The sequence below is a fragment of the Marinovum sp. PR37 genome, from assembly GCF_028807375.1.
GTDB lineage: Bacteria > Pseudomonadota > Alphaproteobacteria > Rhodobacterales > Rhodobacteraceae > Marinovum > Marinovum algicola.
The window spans coordinates 35,260-50,843 of record NZ_JARAML010000020.1; the positions used below are offsets into that span (position 1 = coordinate 35,260).

Annotated in this window: 17 protein-coding genes; 13 read left to right on the plus strand and 4 right to left on the minus strand. The window is 65.8% G+C overall.

Going from position 1 to position 15,584, the window contains the following annotated elements; genetic code table 11:
• The first annotated feature begins 29 nt into the window (after positions 1 to 29).
• The 12 genes from PVW49_RS16115 (at position 30) to PVW49_RS16170 (ending at position 11,096) form a co-directional block, all read left to right on the plus strand.
• On the plus strand, positions 30 to 1,196 hold the full coding sequence (locus tag PVW49_RS16115; RefSeq protein ID WP_274591039.1) for a UxaA family hydrolase: 1,167 nt from the start codon (positions 30 to 32) through the stop codon (positions 1,194 to 1,196).
• Positions 1,193 to 1,486, plus strand: a complete 294-nt coding sequence (locus PVW49_RS16120) for a UxaA family hydrolase (RefSeq protein WP_274591040.1) — start codon at positions 1,193 to 1,195, stop codon at positions 1,484 to 1,486. Before PVW49_RS16115 ends, PVW49_RS16120 begins: the two co-directional genes overlap by 4 nt.
• A complete protein-coding gene (locus PVW49_RS16125) occupies positions 1,483 to 2,289 on the plus strand; it encodes an HpcH/HpaI aldolase family protein (RefSeq protein ID WP_274591041.1) in 807 nt (268 codons plus the stop codon). The genes PVW49_RS16120 and PVW49_RS16125 overlap by 4 nt, the downstream gene beginning before the upstream one ends.
• Positions 2,286 to 3,719 carry an aldehyde dehydrogenase family protein gene (locus PVW49_RS16130; protein WP_274591042.1) on the plus strand — a complete coding sequence of 478 codons (1,434 nt, stop codon included), beginning with the start codon at positions 2,286 to 2,288 and terminating at the stop codon, positions 3,717 to 3,719. Before PVW49_RS16125 ends, PVW49_RS16130 begins: the two co-directional genes overlap by 4 nt.
• An 11-nt stretch (positions 3,720 to 3,730) precedes the next feature.
• Positions 3,731 to 4,831 (plus strand): enolase C-terminal domain-like protein, encoded by a 1,101-nt coding sequence (locus PVW49_RS16135; RefSeq protein WP_274562109.1) that lies wholly within the window; start codon positions 3,731 to 3,733, stop codon positions 4,829 to 4,831.
• A complete protein-coding gene (locus PVW49_RS16140; RefSeq protein ID WP_274562111.1) occupies positions 4,831 to 5,709 on the plus strand; it encodes a carbohydrate ABC transporter permease in 879 nt (292 codons plus the stop codon). The genes PVW49_RS16135 and PVW49_RS16140 overlap by 1 nt, the downstream gene beginning before the upstream one ends.
• Positions 5,710 to 5,763: 54 nt before the next feature.
• Positions 5,764 to 7,011: an ABC transporter substrate-binding protein gene (locus PVW49_RS16145; protein WP_074836588.1), complete on the plus strand. Its 1,248-nt coding sequence runs from the start codon at positions 5,764 to 5,766 to the stop codon at positions 7,009 to 7,011.
• A gap of 66 nt (positions 7,012 to 7,077) precedes the next feature.
• Positions 7,078 to 7,956 carry a carbohydrate ABC transporter permease gene (locus tag PVW49_RS16150; RefSeq protein ID WP_274591074.1) on the plus strand — a complete coding sequence of 293 codons (879 nt, stop codon included), beginning with the start codon at positions 7,078 to 7,080 and terminating at the stop codon, positions 7,954 to 7,956.
• 14 nt (positions 7,957 to 7,970) lie between these two features.
• Positions 7,971 to 9,038 (plus strand): ABC transporter ATP-binding protein, encoded by a 1,068-nt coding sequence (locus PVW49_RS16155; RefSeq protein WP_274591043.1) that lies wholly within the window; start codon positions 7,971 to 7,973, stop codon positions 9,036 to 9,038.
• The gene (locus PVW49_RS16160; RefSeq protein ID WP_274591044.1) at positions 9,035 to 9,973 is read left to right on the plus strand and encodes an aldo/keto reductase; all 939 of its coding nucleotides are present in this window, start codon (positions 9,035 to 9,037) and stop codon (positions 9,971 to 9,973) included. Before PVW49_RS16155 ends, PVW49_RS16160 begins: the two co-directional genes overlap by 4 nt.
• A gap of 1 nt (position 9,974) precedes the next feature.
• Positions 9,975 to 10,814 (plus strand): amidohydrolase family protein, encoded by an 840-nt coding sequence (locus PVW49_RS16165; protein WP_274591045.1) that lies wholly within the window; start codon positions 9,975 to 9,977, stop codon positions 10,812 to 10,814.
• 132 nt (positions 10,815 to 10,946) lie between these two features.
• A complete protein-coding gene (locus PVW49_RS16170; RefSeq protein WP_158499000.1) occupies positions 10,947 to 11,096 on the plus strand; it encodes a hypothetical protein in 150 nt (49 codons plus the stop codon).
• A gap of 34 nt (positions 11,097 to 11,130) precedes the next feature.
• On the opposite strand, the gene PVW49_RS16175 is transcribed toward PVW49_RS16170, so the two are convergent.
• From PVW49_RS16175 to ectA, 4 genes are read right to left on the minus strand one after another with little or no spacing between them, the layout of a single operon-like run.
• Complete coding sequence (locus PVW49_RS16175) at positions 11,131 to 12,555, minus strand: aspartate kinase (RefSeq protein ID WP_274591046.1); 1,425 nt, start codon at positions 12,553 to 12,555, stop codon at positions 11,131 to 11,133.
• Position 12,556: 1 nt separating this feature from the next.
• Entirely contained in the window at positions 12,557 to 12,952 is a 396-nt protein-coding gene (locus PVW49_RS16180; protein ID WP_048528982.1) for an ectoine synthase, read from the minus strand.
• Positions 12,953 to 12,957: 5 nt separating this feature from the next.
• Positions 12,958 to 14,250 (minus strand): diaminobutyrate--2-oxoglutarate transaminase, encoded by a 1,293-nt coding sequence (ectB, locus tag PVW49_RS16185; protein ID WP_048528984.1) that lies wholly within the window; start codon positions 14,248 to 14,250, stop codon positions 12,958 to 12,960.
• Positions 14,251 to 14,304: 54 nt separating this feature from the next.
• Positions 14,305 to 14,838, minus strand: a complete 534-nt coding sequence (ectA, locus tag PVW49_RS16190) for a diaminobutyrate acetyltransferase (protein WP_048528985.1) — start codon at positions 14,836 to 14,838, stop codon at positions 14,305 to 14,307.
• 239 nt (positions 14,839 to 15,077) lie between these two features.
• Between ectA and PVW49_RS16195 the strand changes: the two genes are divergently transcribed.
• Positions 15,078 to 15,584 carry a MarR family winged helix-turn-helix transcriptional regulator gene (locus PVW49_RS16195; RefSeq protein WP_048528987.1) on the plus strand — a complete coding sequence of 169 codons (507 nt, stop codon included), beginning with the start codon at positions 15,078 to 15,080 and terminating at the stop codon, positions 15,582 to 15,584.

Below are 15,584 nucleotides of genomic sequence, written 5' to 3' on the forward strand. Positions count from 1 at the left end.
CGCACCGCCGCCAGGTTGGTGGCCCCCTGATGGTGCGGGGGCCCGAGACATTCCGGGGCTATCCGCGCCCCAGCGGCCGGCCGGGGATCCGCAATCACCTGCTGGTTCTGAACGCCACCGGGCTGACCGATGCGGCGGCGCGGCGGATTGCAGGGGCGTTGCCGGGCACGGTCTTTGCCGGAACGATGTTCGGCATGGGCATGGTCGACCGGGACGCCGAGCTTCACCTTGCCGCGCTGTCGGGTCTGGCGGTGCATCCCAATTGCGGCGCGGTGCTTCTGATCGGCGCCGACCGCACCCGGCTTGACCAGTTGATCGCGGTGCTGGACCGCGACGGACGGCCGTATGCGGCGCTGGGTCTCGACGAGGTCGGACATGACGCGCATCTGCTGAGCCAGCGCAGTCTGGCCCTCGGCGCGGGGCTGTTGCGGCGCCTGTCGGCGCAGCAGCCGCAGGACTGCCCGCTCATCGATCTGTCGCTGGCCTTCGAATGCGGCCTGTCCGACCCGTCTTCCGGGCTGGCGGCCAATCCGCTGCTCGGCCGGGTGGCCGATTGGCTGGTCGATGCCGGCGGCAGCGTGATGCTGGGCGAAAGCATCGAATGGCTCGGCACCGAAGAGGAGCTGGCGCGCCGCGCGGCGACGCCCGAACTCGGCCGCGCGCTGAAACAGGCGGTGCGACGGCGCCTCGATCTGGCGCATGCCGCCGGGCTCGACCTGCTCGGCACCAATCCCAATGCCGCCAATATCAAGGCCGGGCTGAGCACCATCGAGGAAAAGGCCAGCGGCGCGGTGCAAAAGGCCGGCACGCGGCCGATCCGGTCGCTGCTGGCCTATGCCGAGACGCCCGCCACCCCGGGGCTGCATTTCATGGACGCGCCGAGCTATTCGCCCGAGTCGCTGACCGGATTTGTCGCCGCCGGGGCGCAGATGATCCTGTTCACCACCGGGCTCGGCAACAGCTATTGCAGCGCGCTGGCGCCGACCCTGAAGCTGAGCGCCAATGCCGCAACCGCCGGGGCGCTGGGCCGCCAGATCGACTTTGACGCATCGGGCCTGCTCGCCGGGCGGACGATGGACGACATGGCCGCCCGGCTGATCGAAGAAATCGCCGCCACTGCCGCCGGCCAGCTCACCTATGGCGAGATCATGGGCGAGGGCGGCGAGGCCATCAGCCGGTTCGGAGAAGCGATATGACCCCGATTGCCCATACGGTCGGCGCCGATGACATGGTCGCCTATCTGCTCGCCGATGTCGCGGCCGGGGCCGAGATCTCGCTGCAAGGCGCGGCAACCGGCGCGGTGACGGCCCAAGACGCGATTTCAGTGTTTCACAAGATTGCCCTGCGCCCGATCCGGGCCGGCGAAACCATCTGGCGCGGCGGCTGGCCCATCGGCCGGGCGACGGCCGACATCGCGGCGGGGGCACATGTGCACACCCACAACCTCGTCAGCGCCCATGCCACGATTTCGAAGGAAAGCAATTGACAGACACATCGCCCCGTACCCTGAAAAAAGGGCGTATTTTTAAGCAGAAGCTGGCCGAGGGCCGGGCCGTTTCCGGCGCATGGTCGACGCTTGGCTCGCCCGAGGTCGCCTGTCTCATGGCGCGAGCCGGGCTGGATTACCTGCTGGTCGATCTCGAGCACGGGCGCGGCGGGATCGATGGTCTGGCGGCACAGGTGCAGGCGCTGGCCGGCTTCGACACAGCGGTCATGGTGCGGCTGCCAGATCACGACACCGGCAGCGTCAAGCGCTGTCTCGATGCCGGGGCGAACTGCCTTCTGGTGCCGCAGGTCGACAATGCCGAAATGGCGGCGCGGGTGCTGGAGGCGGCGCTGTTTCCCGGCGCGGGGCGGCGCGGTGTGGCGGTCGGCGCGATCCAGGCCGCCGATTGGGGATATGCGGCCGACAGCTATTACACCCATGCCAATGACGCCCTGACGGTGCTGATGCAGATTGAATCGCCCGAGGCGGTGGCCAACCTCGATGCGATCCTCGCGCTGTCCCGGCTCGATGGCCTCTTTGTCGGGCCGAACGATCTCTCGGCCACCATGGGGCTGTTCCGCCAGTTCGAGGCGCCGGCATTCCGCGAGGCCTTTGACAAGGTCTTCGACAGCACCTTGGCCGCAGGCAAGGTGTTTGGCGCGCTGCCCGCCCCCGGCCTGGCGCTCGAGGCGCTGGTGCAACGCGGGGCGCAGGTGGTGCCGGGCGGCTCGGATCAGACGATGTTGCGCGGCGGGGCACAGACGCTGGTCGCCGGGCTCAAGGCGGCGGGAGGGGCGGCATGACGCCGGTACAGCCGCCCGTCCTGCCGGCGCCGGCCAATTGGTCGGGCACGGCGGATTTCGAGGCCCGCGATCCGGCGCTGGGGCTGGTGGTCGGCCGCTACGCCTTTGCCTCGCCCGGGGATGTGACGCAGGTGCTCGAGATTGCGGGCAAGGGCTTTGCCGCATGGTCGGCGCTGACCGTCAACCAGCGTTGCGATCTGCTGGGCGACTGGCTGTCGCGGATCGAGGCCGAAACCCCGGTGCTGGCCGGCGAGATGACCGATGAACAGGGCAAGCCCCTGGCCGAAGCGACGGCCGAGATCGGCAAATCGCTGCGCGAGGCGCGGCAGATGCTGGGCTTTGCCCGCAGCCATGGCGGCCAGACGTTGCCCGGGCGCGCGCCGGGCTGGAGCAACACCATCCTGCGCCGCCCGCGTGGCGTGGTGCTGGCGATCACGCCATGGAATTTCCCGGTGCTGACCCCGCTGCGCAAGCTGGTGCCGGCGCTGGCCGCAGGCAATGCGGTGGTGCTGAAACCCTCAGAATACACCCCGGCGGCGGCAATGCGACTGGTGCGCGCGGCCGAGGGCCTCTTGCCGCAGGGCGCGCTCTGTCTCGTCAATGGCGCCGGCGAGGTGGCGTCGGGGCTTGTCGCGGCACAGGTCGACGCGATCTCCTTCACCGGCTCGGTTGCCACCGGGCGCAAGATCGGCGCGGTCGCCGGCGGCAATCTGGTGCCGGTCTCGCTCGAGCTGGGCGGCAAGAATGCGGCCATCGTCGACCGGGTGGCCGATCTGGAACCCGCGCTCGATGCAATCATCGGCGCGGCCTTTCAATGTTCGGGCCAGCGTTGCACCGCGATCAGCCGGGTTATCGCCCAGACCGAGGTCTATGACGCGGTGCGCGACGGGCTTATCGCGCGGATGCAGCGGCTGATCGCGGGGCCGGGACGCGATGCCAAAACGACGCTGGGGCCGATCACCACGCAGGCGCAGCTTGACCGGATCACGCATCTTGTCCGTGCCGCCGAACTCGAAGGCGCGACGGTGCTCACCGGCGGGCGGCGGCTGGCGCCGGACAGCGCGCCCGAGGGGCTGTTTTTCGAGCCGACGCTGCTGGCCAGCGACGATCCCGCCAACCCGGCGGTGCAGGACGAAATCTTTGGCCCCGTGCTGACCCTGTCGCGCTATCACGGCGACGATGCGGCGCTGCGCCTTGCCAATGCCACCGAATTTGGGCTGACCGGCGCGATCTTCACCGACCGGCTCGATTTTGCCCGGCGCGCGATGAATGAGCTGCAATCGGGCATGATCCACGTCAACCACGGCACCGCGCCGGATGACAACATGCCCTTTGTCGGCATCCGCGCATCCGGCCTCGGCACCGGCTCGGTCGGCCCCTCCACCCTCGATTTCTACACGACCGAACACGCCGCCTATCAGGCCGGCTGAAGGAGATTTTCATGAAGTTCACCAATATCGAAATCCGGGCCTGCCGCCACGAACCGGATCAGGCCTACAGCCTGAAGGACGGCAAGCCGATCGACTTCGAATTCCTCGCCATGAAATTCGACACCGACGCCGGGATCAGCGTCGAGACCTTCGGCTTTGCCGGCCGCAGCGCGCTGGCCATGGGGGCGGTCTCGGCCGAGCTGTTGCGGCCGTTTTTCATCGGTCGCGACCCGGATTACCGCGAAAAGCACTGGCACGATTATCGCCGCTTCAACCGGGCCTGGAACTTCACCCCGGCCTATGCCTATGCGCCTTACGACATCGCCTGCCATCTGGCGCAGGCGCAGGCGGCGGAGCTGCCGCTGTACAAGCATCTGGGCGCGGTGCGCGATGCGGTGCCGATCTATGGCTCTTCGCTGACCCTGCCCACGGCGCAGGCCTATGCCGATGAGGCGAAGGCGTTGCAGGCGCGCGGCTGGGCGGCCTACAAGCTGCACCCGCCGGCGGATATCGACATTGCCTTCGAGGCGCACCGGCTCTGCCGCGAGGCGGTGGGCCCGGAATTCCGGCTGATGTCCGACCCGGTCAACAACTTCAATTTCCAGCAGAATCTGCACTTCGGCAAGATGCTGGAAGAGCTGAATTACTACTGGCTCGAAGAACCGATGTTCGACGAATGCCACGGCTCCATGCGCGAGCTGACGCGGGCGCTGCGCATTCCCATCGTCGGCGGCGAGACCGCCGAGAACCACCCCGCAGGCGTGGCCGAGCTGGTGGCCAGCCGCGCGGTCGACATCGTGCGCGGCGACGCCTCGTGGTCGGGCGGGATCACCGGGCTGATGAAGACGGCGCATCTGGCCGAGGCGCATGGAATGAACTGCGAGATCCACACCGCGATCTATCACCCGCTGGAGCTGGTGAACCTGCATTGCGCCGCCGCGATCCGCAACAACGAGTTCTTCGAGGTGCTGGTGCCGGAAGAGCTCTTTGCCATCGGGTTGAAAGATCCGATCGACGTGCGCGACGGCCACGCGCATCTGCCGCAGGGCCCGGGCCTCGGCATCGCGCTGGATTGGGATTTCATCGACAACGCGACGCTGAAGGTGCTGTGATGTCGGATATCGTCCAGCCCGCCCAGGCCGCACAGGCCGTCAACGAAGAGCGCCGCCGCCGCTGGCGGCAGGCCGCGATCTATGCCGCGCTGGCCCTGGTCACCTTTGTCATGGTGTTTCCGATCCTCTGGATGGTCTCGGTTTCGCTCAAACCGACCACGGAGACCTTTTCGCTGCCGCCGCGGCTCCTGCCCGAGACCTTCCATTGGGACGGCTATGCCAAGGTGCTGACCGATCCCAAGTTTCGCAGCTTCCTGATCAACAGCTATGTGGTGGGCCTCGCCGTCACCGCGCTGTCGCTGGTGATCGGCACGCTCGCGGCCTTCGGCTTCTCGCGCTACCGCTTTTTCGGCGACCGGGTGGCCAAGCTCTTTGTGATCACCACCCAGATGGTGCCGACGATCACACTGCTGATCCCCTATTTCGGCGTGATCGTCTTTCTCGGGCTCTATGACACCCTCTGGGGTCTGATCCTGACCTATCTGACCTTCGCGCTGCCCTATTCCATCGTCATGATGAACGGCTATCTCGACACCATCCCCAAGGATTTCGACGAGGCCGCCACCATCGACGGCTGCACGCCGCTGGGCGTGCTGGTGCGGGTGCTGCTGCCGGTGGCACTGCCGGGGATCATCTCGACCGCCGTCTACACCTTCCTGCTGGCCTGGAACGAGTTCCTGTTTGCCCTGGCGCTGACCCGGTCGATGGACATGCGCACCGTGCCGGTGGGGATTTCGATGATGGTCGGCGAGTTCGGCCTGAAGTGGGACGAGATGATGGCGTTTTCGGTGATCGGCTCTTTGCCGGTGCTGATCCTGTTTATGCTCGTTCAGAGATTTGTCGTCGGCGGATTGTCCGCAGGGGGCGTCAAGGGGTGAGGAGCCCGCACACCGGGGCGGCAAGCCCCGGACCACAACAAGGAGGAGACTACCATGATCAAGACCCGTTTCACTGCCCTGGCGCTCGCCGCCGCGACGGCGCTGACGCCGCTGGCGGCGCAGGCCGCCGAGATCGAATGGCTGCAATGGTTCGCGGCCGAGAACACCGACGGCTTCTATGACGAGCTGGTCGCCGACTTCGAAGCCAAGCACCCGGATATCACCGTCAAGCTGGTCACCCAGCCCTTTGGCAAGGTGCGCGAGAGCATCGTGACCGACAATGCCATCGGCGTCGGCTCGGACGTGCTGGGGCTCAACATGCCCTGGACCAAGGAATTCCTCGACATCGGCATTCTCGAGCCGCTCGACGAGTATCTGGCCCGCGACGACAACAGCTTTGCCACATCCGATCTGGTCGAGGCGCCGCTGGGCAAGATCGACGGCCACACCTGGATGGTGCCGCTCAATGCCTTTCCTTTCGTGATGCATGTGAACATGGGGCTGGTGCGCCAGGCCGGGTTCGACGCGCCGCCCGCCACCTGGGAGGAACTGGCCGAACAGGCCGGCGCGATCTCGGCGCTGGAGGATGGCATCTCGGGCATCGGCATGCCGTTTTCCTCGCAGCCGCCGTCGAACGGCCCGATCCTGACCTTCCTGCCGCTGCTCTATGCCCATGGCGGCAGGATCATGGCTGACACCACGCCGAACTTCGACAACCCCGAGGTGGTGGCGACGCTGCAATTCCTCAAGGACATGAACGATGCCGGTGCCATCGCGCCGGGCGCGGCCTCGCGCACCGGCGGCGTCGATCTGGAGGAGTTCATCGCCGGGCGCACCGGGTTCATGATTTCCCCGGGGGTGCATTCCAGCTCGATCACCAGCCGCAATCCCGAGCTGGAGTACACGCTGGTGCGGGTGCCCACGAACGGGGAGACCGCCTATCGCGTGCATGGCTGGGAAATCGGCATTGCCGCCGACAGCCCCAACAAGGACGCGGCCTGGACCTTCGTCAACTACCTGCTTTCGCCCGAGGTCAATGCCCGTGCCGCCAAGGCCGCCAATGCGCTGCCCGGCAATCTCGCCGCGCTTGATGCGGTGCGCGAGGGCGCGGATGAGACGCTGCTCAAACAGATGGAAATCCTGTCGGGCGATACCCCGGTCGAGGAGATGCGCCAGTCGCCCAAGGCGGCGGCCAGCTGGTCGGTCATGACCGAGGAAATCCAGGCCATGCTGCGCGGCGACCAAAGCCCGGAAGAGGCCGCCGCCGCCGTTCAGGCGCGCTGGCTCGACCTCGCCGGATAAGACGCAAGGGCCGGGCGCATCCCCGCGCCCGACCCACCACGCGAAAAGGACGTTCAAGTGACCACAATGCTTCGCCAGATGACCACCCGGGGCACGCCCTACCTGTTCCTTCTGCCGGGGCTGGTGATCCTCGGCGCGCTGCTGTCGGTGCCGCTCTACAAGGTGGTGGAATATTCGCTTTACGACAATGTCATCGTCGAGCGGAACCCCACCTTTGTCGGCCTCGCCAATTACACCAACCTGATGACAGATCCCGGCTATTGGAGCGCCGGGTTCAACACCGTGGTCTTCACCGTCGGTTCGGTGCTGGGCCATATGGTCGTGGGCATCGGGCTGGCGCTCCTGGTCAATGCCGATATCGCACCGCGCGCCCGCACGTTCTTTCGCTCGATGCTGATCCTGCCGTGGATCTTCACCGCCGTCGTCGTGGCGTTGAACTGGCAATTGCTGCTCAACCCCTTCGGCCTGATCAACTACATGTTGCAATGGATGGGGCTCACGTCCGAGCCGCTCGACTGGTTGGGTGATCCCGATCTGGCGATGTGGTCGCTGCTGCTGATCTCGACCTGGCGCGGCTATCCCTTCATCATGGTCAGCTTCCTGTCGGGGCTGCAAACCGTCCCGCGTGAGCTTTACGAAGCCGCCGAGATCGACGGCGCAGGCTTCTGGCACAAATTCTGGCATGTCACCCTGCCGCAGCTCAAACCGGTGATCTTCGGTGTCGCACTGCTGGACCTGATCTGGACCTTCCAGCTCTTTCCGCTGGTCTGGCTGTCCACCGGCGGCGGCCCCGGCCGGGCGACCGAGGTGCTCTCGACCCTGACCTTCCGCCTCGCCTTTGTCGATTTCCAGTTCAGCCAGGCGGCCACCGTCGCCGTATCCATCCTCATCATCTCGGCGGCCTTCACGCTGCTTTACCTGCGCAACGAAGCGCGCCGTCTGTAAGACCCGGAGACCCCATGTCACGCATTGAAATCCGAAACCTCGTGAAGATGTACGGCGCCCATCAGGCGCTGCACGGGATCGACATCTCGATCCAGCCGGGCGAGTTCTGTGTCCTTGTCGGCCCCTCGGGCTGCGGCAAATCCACCACCCTGCGTATGGTGGCGGGGCTGGAAACCATCTCGGGCGGCGAGATTGCCATCGGTGAGCGCGTCGTCAACGGGCTGCGCCCGAAGGAACGCGGCATTGCCATGGTGTTCCAGAACTACGCGCTCTACCCGGCCAAGACCGTCTACAACAACATGGCGTTTTCGCTGCAACTTTCGCGGATGCCCAAGCCCGAGATCGACCGGCGCGTGCGCGAGGTGGCCGATATTCTCGAGCTGACGCCGCTGCTCGAGCGCAAGCCCGGCGCCCTCTCGGGCGGCCAGCGCCAGCGCGTCGCCATGGGTCGCGCCATCGTGCGCGACCCGGAGGTGTTTCTCTTTGACGAACCCCTGTCGAACCTCGACGCCAAGCTGCGCGGCCAGATGCGGGCCGAGATCAAGCGGCTGCACCAGCGGCTCCAGAACACCATCATCTATGTCACCCATGATCAGGTGGAGGCGATGACCCTAGCCGACCGCATCGTCATCATGCGCGACGGCAAGATCGAACAGCAGGGCACGCCGGATGCCATTTTCCACGATCCCGACACCGTCTTTGTCGCCGGGTTCATGGGCAGCCCGCCGATGAACCTGGTTGATTGCATGGTGACGCCGACCGGGTTGAAACTGGGCGACAGCGAGATTGCCTGCGCCACGCCCGACGGGCTGCGCGCCGGCGCGCGGGTGATCTGCGGCATCCGCCCAGACGACGTCCGCCCCGCCGCCGACCAGCCCGGCCGCGCGACCGCGACGGTGCCGGTGGACCTGATCGAACAATTGGGCACCGAAAAGCTGGTGCATTTCCGCGCCGGCCAGCACAGCATGATCGGCAAGACCGGCGGCCGGGTCGATCTTGCCGAAGGCGCCCCCCATCCGCTCGCCTTCGACATGGCGCATGCCTATTTCTTCGATCCCGAAACCGAACGGCGCATTCGATGAGCCAGCCGGTCAAACCTCTGGGTCTCGGGTTCGGCCTGTTGGGCACCAGCAATGTCGCGCCGATCTCGGACGCCCAGGCCGAGGCGATGTTCGCCGCCGCCTGGGCGATGGGCCTGCGGCGCTTCGACACCGCGCCGCTGTATGGCGGCGGGCTGTCCGAGGCGCGGTTGGGGCGACTATTGCGGGGCGTGCCGCGCGGCGATTATCTGCTGTCGTCCAAGGTCGGGCGCTACCGCGATTATGCCGCCCGGGTCAGCAACCCCAAGGCCAACCCGGGCGATTGGCGCGACTATTCCCGCGACGCCACCCTGCGTTCGGTCGAGCAGAGCCTGACGCGGCTGGGCACCGACCGGCTCGACATCGCCTTTGTGCATGATTGCGACGATGACCCGGGCGCCGCACTGGACGGCGCGCTGCCGGCCCTGGCCGAGCTGAAAGCGCAGGGGGTGGTGGGCGCGCTGGGCGTCGGCAGCAATTTCGCCGCCACGCATCTCGCGCTCTCGCGCGAGGCCGAGCTTGACGTGCTGATGGTCGCCGGGCGGTTCACCCTGCTTGATCAATCCGCCGCGCCCGATCTTTTCCCGCTGTGCCGCCAGCGCGGCACCCAGGTCGAGCTGGCCTCGCCGTTCAATTCCGGCATTCTCGCCACTGGCCCCGACGATCCCGCCACGCGCTTCGACTATCAGCCCCCCGACGCCGCGACGCGGGCGAAAGTGCGCGCCATTCAAAAGGCTTGCGCGGCCCATGACGTCACGCTCAAACGCGCCGCGCTGCACTATAGCGCCGCCCATCCGGCGGTGACGCGGCTGGTGCTCGGGCTGACCGCGCCTGCGGGTTTGCGCTCCAACCTGGCCGATCTCTCCGCGCCCGTTCCCGCCGCCCTCTGGCCGGCCCTGGCCGCGCTCGGGATACCGGCCCCAACCGAACAGCCCTGACATGACCCAGCACATCATCGACGCCCATGTCCACATCTGGGACCGCAGCCGCGGCGAGACCTTCATTGCCGAAAAGCAATTCCCCAGCCTCACCGGCAAGGCTTTTCTACCCGCCGATCTTGCCCCCGTTCTGGCCGAGACCGGGGCCGAGAGCGCGGTGCTGGTTCACGGCCCCGCGACGGTCGAGCACGCGCTGCATTGCCTTGATCTTTGCCGCGCGCATGAAATGTTTCGCGCTGTTGTGGGCTGGGTCGATCTGCGCGATCCCGCTTGCCAGGCCCAACTTGCCCGGCAATCCGCCGATCCCGGCTTTCGCGGTGTGCGGCTCACACCGCTGCTGGATGCGGCACCCGAAGACTATCTGCGCAGCGCGGCCGCGCGCGGGGCCTGCGCCGCCTTGCAGGACAGCGGCGCGTTGATCGAGGTGCTGGCCCCGCCGCCCCTGTTTGGCGCGGTGGCGGCGCTGGCCCGGGCGCATCCGGCGCTACCGGTCGTGGTCGCCCATTTCGGCCTGCCCGACACGGACCCCGGCCGCTTTGACGGCTGGCATCGCGCCATGGCCGGGCTGGCCGAGCTGGACAATATCCACGTCAAGATTTCGGGCCTGCCGCTGACCGGCGAGCCGGCGCAGAACGATCCGATGACCCAGCGTCATGTCGCCGCGATGATCCGGCTTTTCGGGGCCGAGCGCCTGCTTTACGCCAGCAACTGGCCGGTCGCCACGGCCCTGGCCTCGCCGGGCTATTGGCGCCACCGGCTCGACACCGCTCTCGCCGAGCTGGATATCCCGGAGCGCGACCGACAAGCGCTCTACCACGACACCGCCGCGCGGCTGTACTGAGCGGGCCTTTCCGGCGGCCTGCGGCCCGACGAGCCCGGGATCAAAGACGACTTTCTGTTTGTCCTCCAGGAGGAGGAATTCCGCCCGCTGCGCATCCGGGGGCAGGAACTGCTGTCCGAGGAAACCATCCCGATGACCGCGCTGCTGTTTGTGGCGATGCTGCCGCTGCACGCCGAGGATCCGAGACGGCAATTTGCCCTGCTCGCCAATGCCTATCGGTTTTTCGACGAATATTCGGCCGGATACGGTGCCCCAAGACGTGAAAAGGCCCGCACCGGCTGATGCCGGGCGGGCCCTTGGCTGCTCTTTGGATGGCTCAGGCGACGCGGGCGAGCTTTGGCGCGCGTTGCTCTACCAGCGCGCCATGCAGCGCGGCAATGGCCGGCTTCAGCGCGTCACGCTCGAGGATGAACTGAACATCCACGTTGCGCGGGCCCTGGCTGGCGCCGATCGCTTCCAGATCGGCCGCGGCGATGGCCTGAAGGCCACGGGTCAGCACCGAGAGCCCCGACAGATCGCCGCCGATCACCGCTGCCATGGCGATGGCACGCGACGAAACGTCGGCGGAGGGGTAGTGCTTGGCCAGATCCCGCTCGACCCGGCGCAGCACCTTCATCGAGGTGTCCACGTAGTGGGTGATCGTATTGGCGTTCGACACTTTCGAGACGATCCGCACGTTGTGCCGGGTCAGCACCTCGAGGATGGTCGAATCGTAGCCCTTCACGCCGACCATGTCCTGTTCGAACACCTCCAGCGCAAAGAGATCGAGGCCGGTGACAATCTCGACCGCCGCCTCTTCCGCCGGCTGATCGTCGATCAGCGTGCCGGGGTCGGCCGGCTCGAAGGCATTGGTCACGCGCAGCGGCACCGCCGCCTGGCGCAGGGTCTTGGCGGCCTTCGGGTGGATCGCCTCCATCCCGAGGTTCGACAGCTGATCGGCCACGTCATAGTTGGTCCGGCCCAGCTTCTTGACGGCATCGGCGCCGACAAGCTTGGGATCGGCCGACGAGAGGTGGAATTCCTTGTGGATGATCGCTTCCCGGGCGCCGGTCAGCGCCGCCAGACGCGAGAATGTCACCTCGGAATAGCCGCGGTCGAATTCGCCCATCAGGCCCTCGGAACATTGCGCATAGCCGGTGACGATCGGCATCTCGGTCTCGAGATCCACACCCTTCATCGCGCCGGTGATGCGCTCTTCCAGGGTCAGGTCACCTTCGTCGCACCAACCGGAGAGGTCGATGAACCGTGCGTTCACCCCGGCCCGCTGCAACATCAGAGATGTGACAAAGGCCGAATGCGACTCGCCCAGGCCGGCCAGCAGCTCGCGGGTCTGCCCCATGTTCTGGGACAGGCGGAAGTGGCCGTAAGAACACAGCCGTTGCAGGTCGATCAGGCAGTTGCGGGCGCCCAGCAGACGGTCGTTCACAAAGGCATCGGCGCGCTCGATGTCGGCCGGATTGTCCAGCACGCGGGTATGCGCCATCTTCATCGCCTCGGCGACGCGATCCAGCCGGTCATGCCAGCCGTGATCGTTGTCGTCGCTGGCAAAGGCCGCATAGGCGCCGGGCTCGCCGGTCTTCTTGTGCTCGAGCAGCAGGTTGGTGATGCCGCCGAAGGCCGAGACCACGAAGATCCGGCGATAGAGGTCCGCCGGCTTGCGGTCGCCGACGATCAGCGTGTCGCGCAGCTCGTCGATGCGGTCCATGGACGTCCCGCCGATTTTTTCGACTGTATGGGACATGTCAAGCTACCTCGGCTGCCGCATAGGACCCGTCTTCGCGGTGTACTTCCGTCCCGGTGACGGGCGGATTGAAGACGCAGGCCATGACAAGCTCTTCTTCGGCGCGCAGCACGTGCCGGTCATGTTCATTCAGCGCATACATGACGCCGGGGGTAATCTCGTGGGTCTCGCCGGTGGCGAGATCGGTGATCGAGCCCTTGCCTTTCATGCAATAGACGCTTTCGAAGTGGTTCTTGTACTCGAAGGTGTGTTCCGAGCCGCCTTCGAGGAAGGTGATATGGAAGGAAAAGCCCATACCATCATCCGCCAGCAGCATCCGGACCGACGTCCATTGCGCGTCGGACACCACGCGATCCCGCTCGGAATCGACGATCTTGTTGAAGTCTCTCACGATCATGTCGGTTACTCCGCTGCGATTGCTGTTTTCTCGGAAATCACGGTCTCGGCCGCCGAAAGCAGGATCTCGAAGCCCTTCTCCAGCAGCGCGACCGGGGTGGTCAGCGGCGCAAGGATCTTGACCACCTGGTCCTCGCTGCCCGAGGTCTCGACCACGAGGCCGTTCTCATAGGCCTTGGCGCAGATCTCGCCGGCGAGCTCGCCCGAACCGACGTCGACGCCCTGCATCAGACCGCGGCCCTTCATCTTGGAGCCCTCGACCATATTTGCCAGCTCGGTCAGCTTGCCATGGATCAGCTCGGCCTTGTCGGCCAGCTCTTTCTGGAACGCATCATCGGCCCAGAATTTCTCGATCGCGACGCGCGCGGTGACAAAGGCGTGGGTGTTGCCGCGGAAGGTGCCGTTGTGCTCGGCCGGGCCGAACACGTCATGCTCGGGGCGCACCAGAAGCATCGCCATCGGCAGGCCGAAGCCCGAGAGCGATTTCGCCATGGTCACGATATCCGGCGTCACACCCATCTCTTCGAAGGAGAAGAAAGTGCCGCAGCGGCCGCAGCCGGCCTGGATGTCATCGATGATCAGAAGCGCGCCGTGGTCTTTGGCCAGCTTGGCGATGCGCTGCACCCATTCGGTGCTGGCGGCGTTCAATCCGCCTTCGCCCTGCACGGTCTCGAGGATGATCGCGGCGGGCGCGTCGACGCCGCCGGATTTGTCGCTCAGCATCGCCTCGAGGAAATCGGCGGTGTCGGTGGCACCGGCGAAATAGCCGTCATAGGGCATCCGCGTCACACCGGAGAGCGCCATGCCCGCGCCGCCACGGTGATAGCCGTTGCCGGTCGCGGCCAGCGCGCCATTGGTCACGCCGTGAAAGCCGTTGGTGAAGGCGATGACATTGGTGCGGCCGGTGACCTTGCGGGCGATCTTCATCGCCGCCTCGACGGCATTGGCGCCGGTCGGGCCGGTGAACATCACCCGGTGATCCATGCCGCGCGGCTCGAGAATGTGCCGGTCGAAGGCCTCGAGAAAGGCGGCCTTGGTGTCGGTGTGCAGGTCGAGACCATGGGCAATGCCGTCGGCGCTAATGTGATCGATCAGCGCGGCCTTCATGTCCGGGTCGTTGTGGCCGTAGTTCAGCGAGGAACAGCCGGCGAGAAAGTCGATGTAGCTCTGGCCGTCGTCCGCCGTCAGCTCGGAACCGCTCGCCTTGGTAAAGACGGCGGGCATGCTGCGGCAATAGGAGCGGGCGGCACTCTCGCGACGTTCAAAGATATCGCGGGTTTCTGTCATGTCCTTGGGCATGAGGTATCCTTTCGCACTTGGTGCGTTGAAAATTTCTGGAATCCGGGGATGAGTTCAGGCAGCGCGTGCCAGCATTTCGGGCGCCGGAAGGCTGATCGTCACCATATGCTCGGTGTCGTGATGCCCGTCGAAATGCGCATCGCGTTCGAAATGCGGCTCATCTGCCAGTTCGCCGCCGATTTCGCGGGCAAAGCTCCGAAAGAGCCCCCAGGATGCGGCGTTGTCCTTGGTGATCGTGGTCTTGAGATGGTCGGCGCCGTCGCAGGCGTCGCGCTGGATCAGTTCCAGCAGCATCTTCTTGCCGAGGCCGAGGCCACGCGCTTGTGCGCTGACCGCCACCTGCCAGACAAAGAATTCGTCCTTCGACGGGATCATGTGGCCGGAGATCCAGCCGACGATCTCCCCGTCAAGCTCCGCCACCACGCAGGTATCGCGGAAATGATCGGCCTGGATCAGGTTCGCATACATGGAATTTTCGTCGAGCGGCTTGCAACTTTTGACAAGCGCCCAGATGTCGGCTCCGTCCGTCGCATCGGGTTTGCGCAAACGGAGCTTACGCGTTCGGGGTTCGGTCATGTCTTTCGGCATCTGGCTTTACGCTCCCTGATCATTCGAGGCTTTAAATAGCGCCAGAGTGCCGAAACTTCAACATGCGAAGTAGATTTATCTCGCTTTCCGGCGCTAATAGCGGCATTTGAGGCAAGAATGCGCCATAATTGGAAAGACTATCGAAGCAGCTTGACTCAGGCTTTCTTCGCTCTGTGAACGAAAGAATGTAGATAGTTTGATGATTGAAGCGTCAACCCGCTTCATGCGACACTGGGCGCATGACTGAATTGCCCCCCATCCGTGTCGACGAGTGCCTCATTGCGCTGCGGCGAATCCTGCGCGCCACGACGCTGTATGAGCGCAATCTTGCCATGGCGGCGGGAATCACTCCGGCACAGCTTCGGGTGTTGCAGATCCTGCACGGTCAGCGCGACGGCAGCACCACGCCCAAGGTGCTGGCAACGCAAATGGGGGTGGTGCAGGCGACGGTGACCGCGCTGATCGACAAGCTCGAGGCCTCGCGCCTGGTATCGCGGCAGCGCAGCGAGACCGACCGCCGCCAGACCCATGTGGTGATCACCGACAAGGGCCGCAGCGTGGTCAAGGATGTGCCCGACGCGCTGCAACAGCGTTTTGTGGGCTCCTTCGAGCGGATGCAGGATTGGGAGCAGGCGCAGCTTCTGTCCTCGCTCGAGCGGGTGGCCGCCATGCTCGACGCCGAAGATATCGATGCCTCGCCGGTGCTGGCGGCGGGCGATTTCCACGCCACGCCAAAGCCGCAATAG

Bases quoted from the DNA above. Each gene is read 5' to 3' on its own strand.
- PVW49_RS16115 (WP_274591039.1), top strand. From the start codon at position 30: ATGGTGCGGGGGCCCGAGACATTCCGGGGCTATCCGCGCCCCAGCGGC.
- PVW49_RS16120 (WP_274591040.1), top strand. From the start codon at position 1,193: ATGACCCCGATTGCCCATACGGTCGGCGCCGATGACATGGTCGCCTAT.
- PVW49_RS16130 (WP_274591042.1), top strand. From the start codon at position 2,286: ATGACGCCGGTACAGCCGCCCGTCCTGCCGGCGCCGGCCAATTGGTCG.
- PVW49_RS16135 (WP_274562109.1), top strand. From the start codon at position 3,731: ATGAAGTTCACCAATATCGAAATCCGGGCCTGCCGCCACGAACCGGAT.
- PVW49_RS16140 (WP_274562111.1), top strand. From the start codon at position 4,831: ATGTCGGATATCGTCCAGCCCGCCCAGGCCGCACAGGCCGTCAACGAA.
- PVW49_RS16145 (WP_074836588.1), top strand. From the start codon at position 5,764: ATGATCAAGACCCGTTTCACTGCCCTGGCGCTCGCCGCCGCGACGGCG.
- PVW49_RS16150 (WP_274591074.1), top strand. From the start codon at position 7,078: ATGCTTCGCCAGATGACCACCCGGGGCACGCCCTACCTGTTCCTTCTG.
- PVW49_RS16155 (WP_274591043.1), top strand. From the start codon at position 7,971: ATGTCACGCATTGAAATCCGAAACCTCGTGAAGATGTACGGCGCCCAT.
- PVW49_RS16160 (WP_274591044.1), top strand. From the start codon at position 9,035: ATGAGCCAGCCGGTCAAACCTCTGGGTCTCGGGTTCGGCCTGTTGGGC.
- PVW49_RS16165 (WP_274591045.1), top strand. From the start codon at position 9,975: ATGACCCAGCACATCATCGACGCCCATGTCCACATCTGGGACCGCAGC.
- PVW49_RS16170 (WP_158499000.1), top strand. From the start codon at position 10,947: ATGACCGCGCTGCTGTTTGTGGCGATGCTGCCGCTGCACGCCGAGGAT.
- PVW49_RS16175 (WP_274591046.1), bottom strand. From the start codon at position 12,555: ATGTCCCATACAGTCGAAAAAATCGGCGGGACGTCCATGGACCGCATC.
- PVW49_RS16180 (WP_048528982.1), bottom strand. From the start codon at position 12,952: ATGATCGTGAGAGACTTCAACAAGATCGTCGATTCCGAGCGGGATCGC.
- ectB (WP_048528984.1), bottom strand. From the start codon at position 14,250: ATGCCCAAGGACATGACAGAAACCCGCGATATCTTTGAACGTCGCGAG.
- ectA (WP_048528985.1), bottom strand. From the start codon at position 14,838: ATGCCGAAAGACATGACCGAACCCCGAACGCGTAAGCTCCGTTTGCGC.
- PVW49_RS16195 (WP_048528987.1), top strand. From the start codon at position 15,078: ATGACTGAATTGCCCCCCATCCGTGTCGACGAGTGCCTCATTGCGCTG.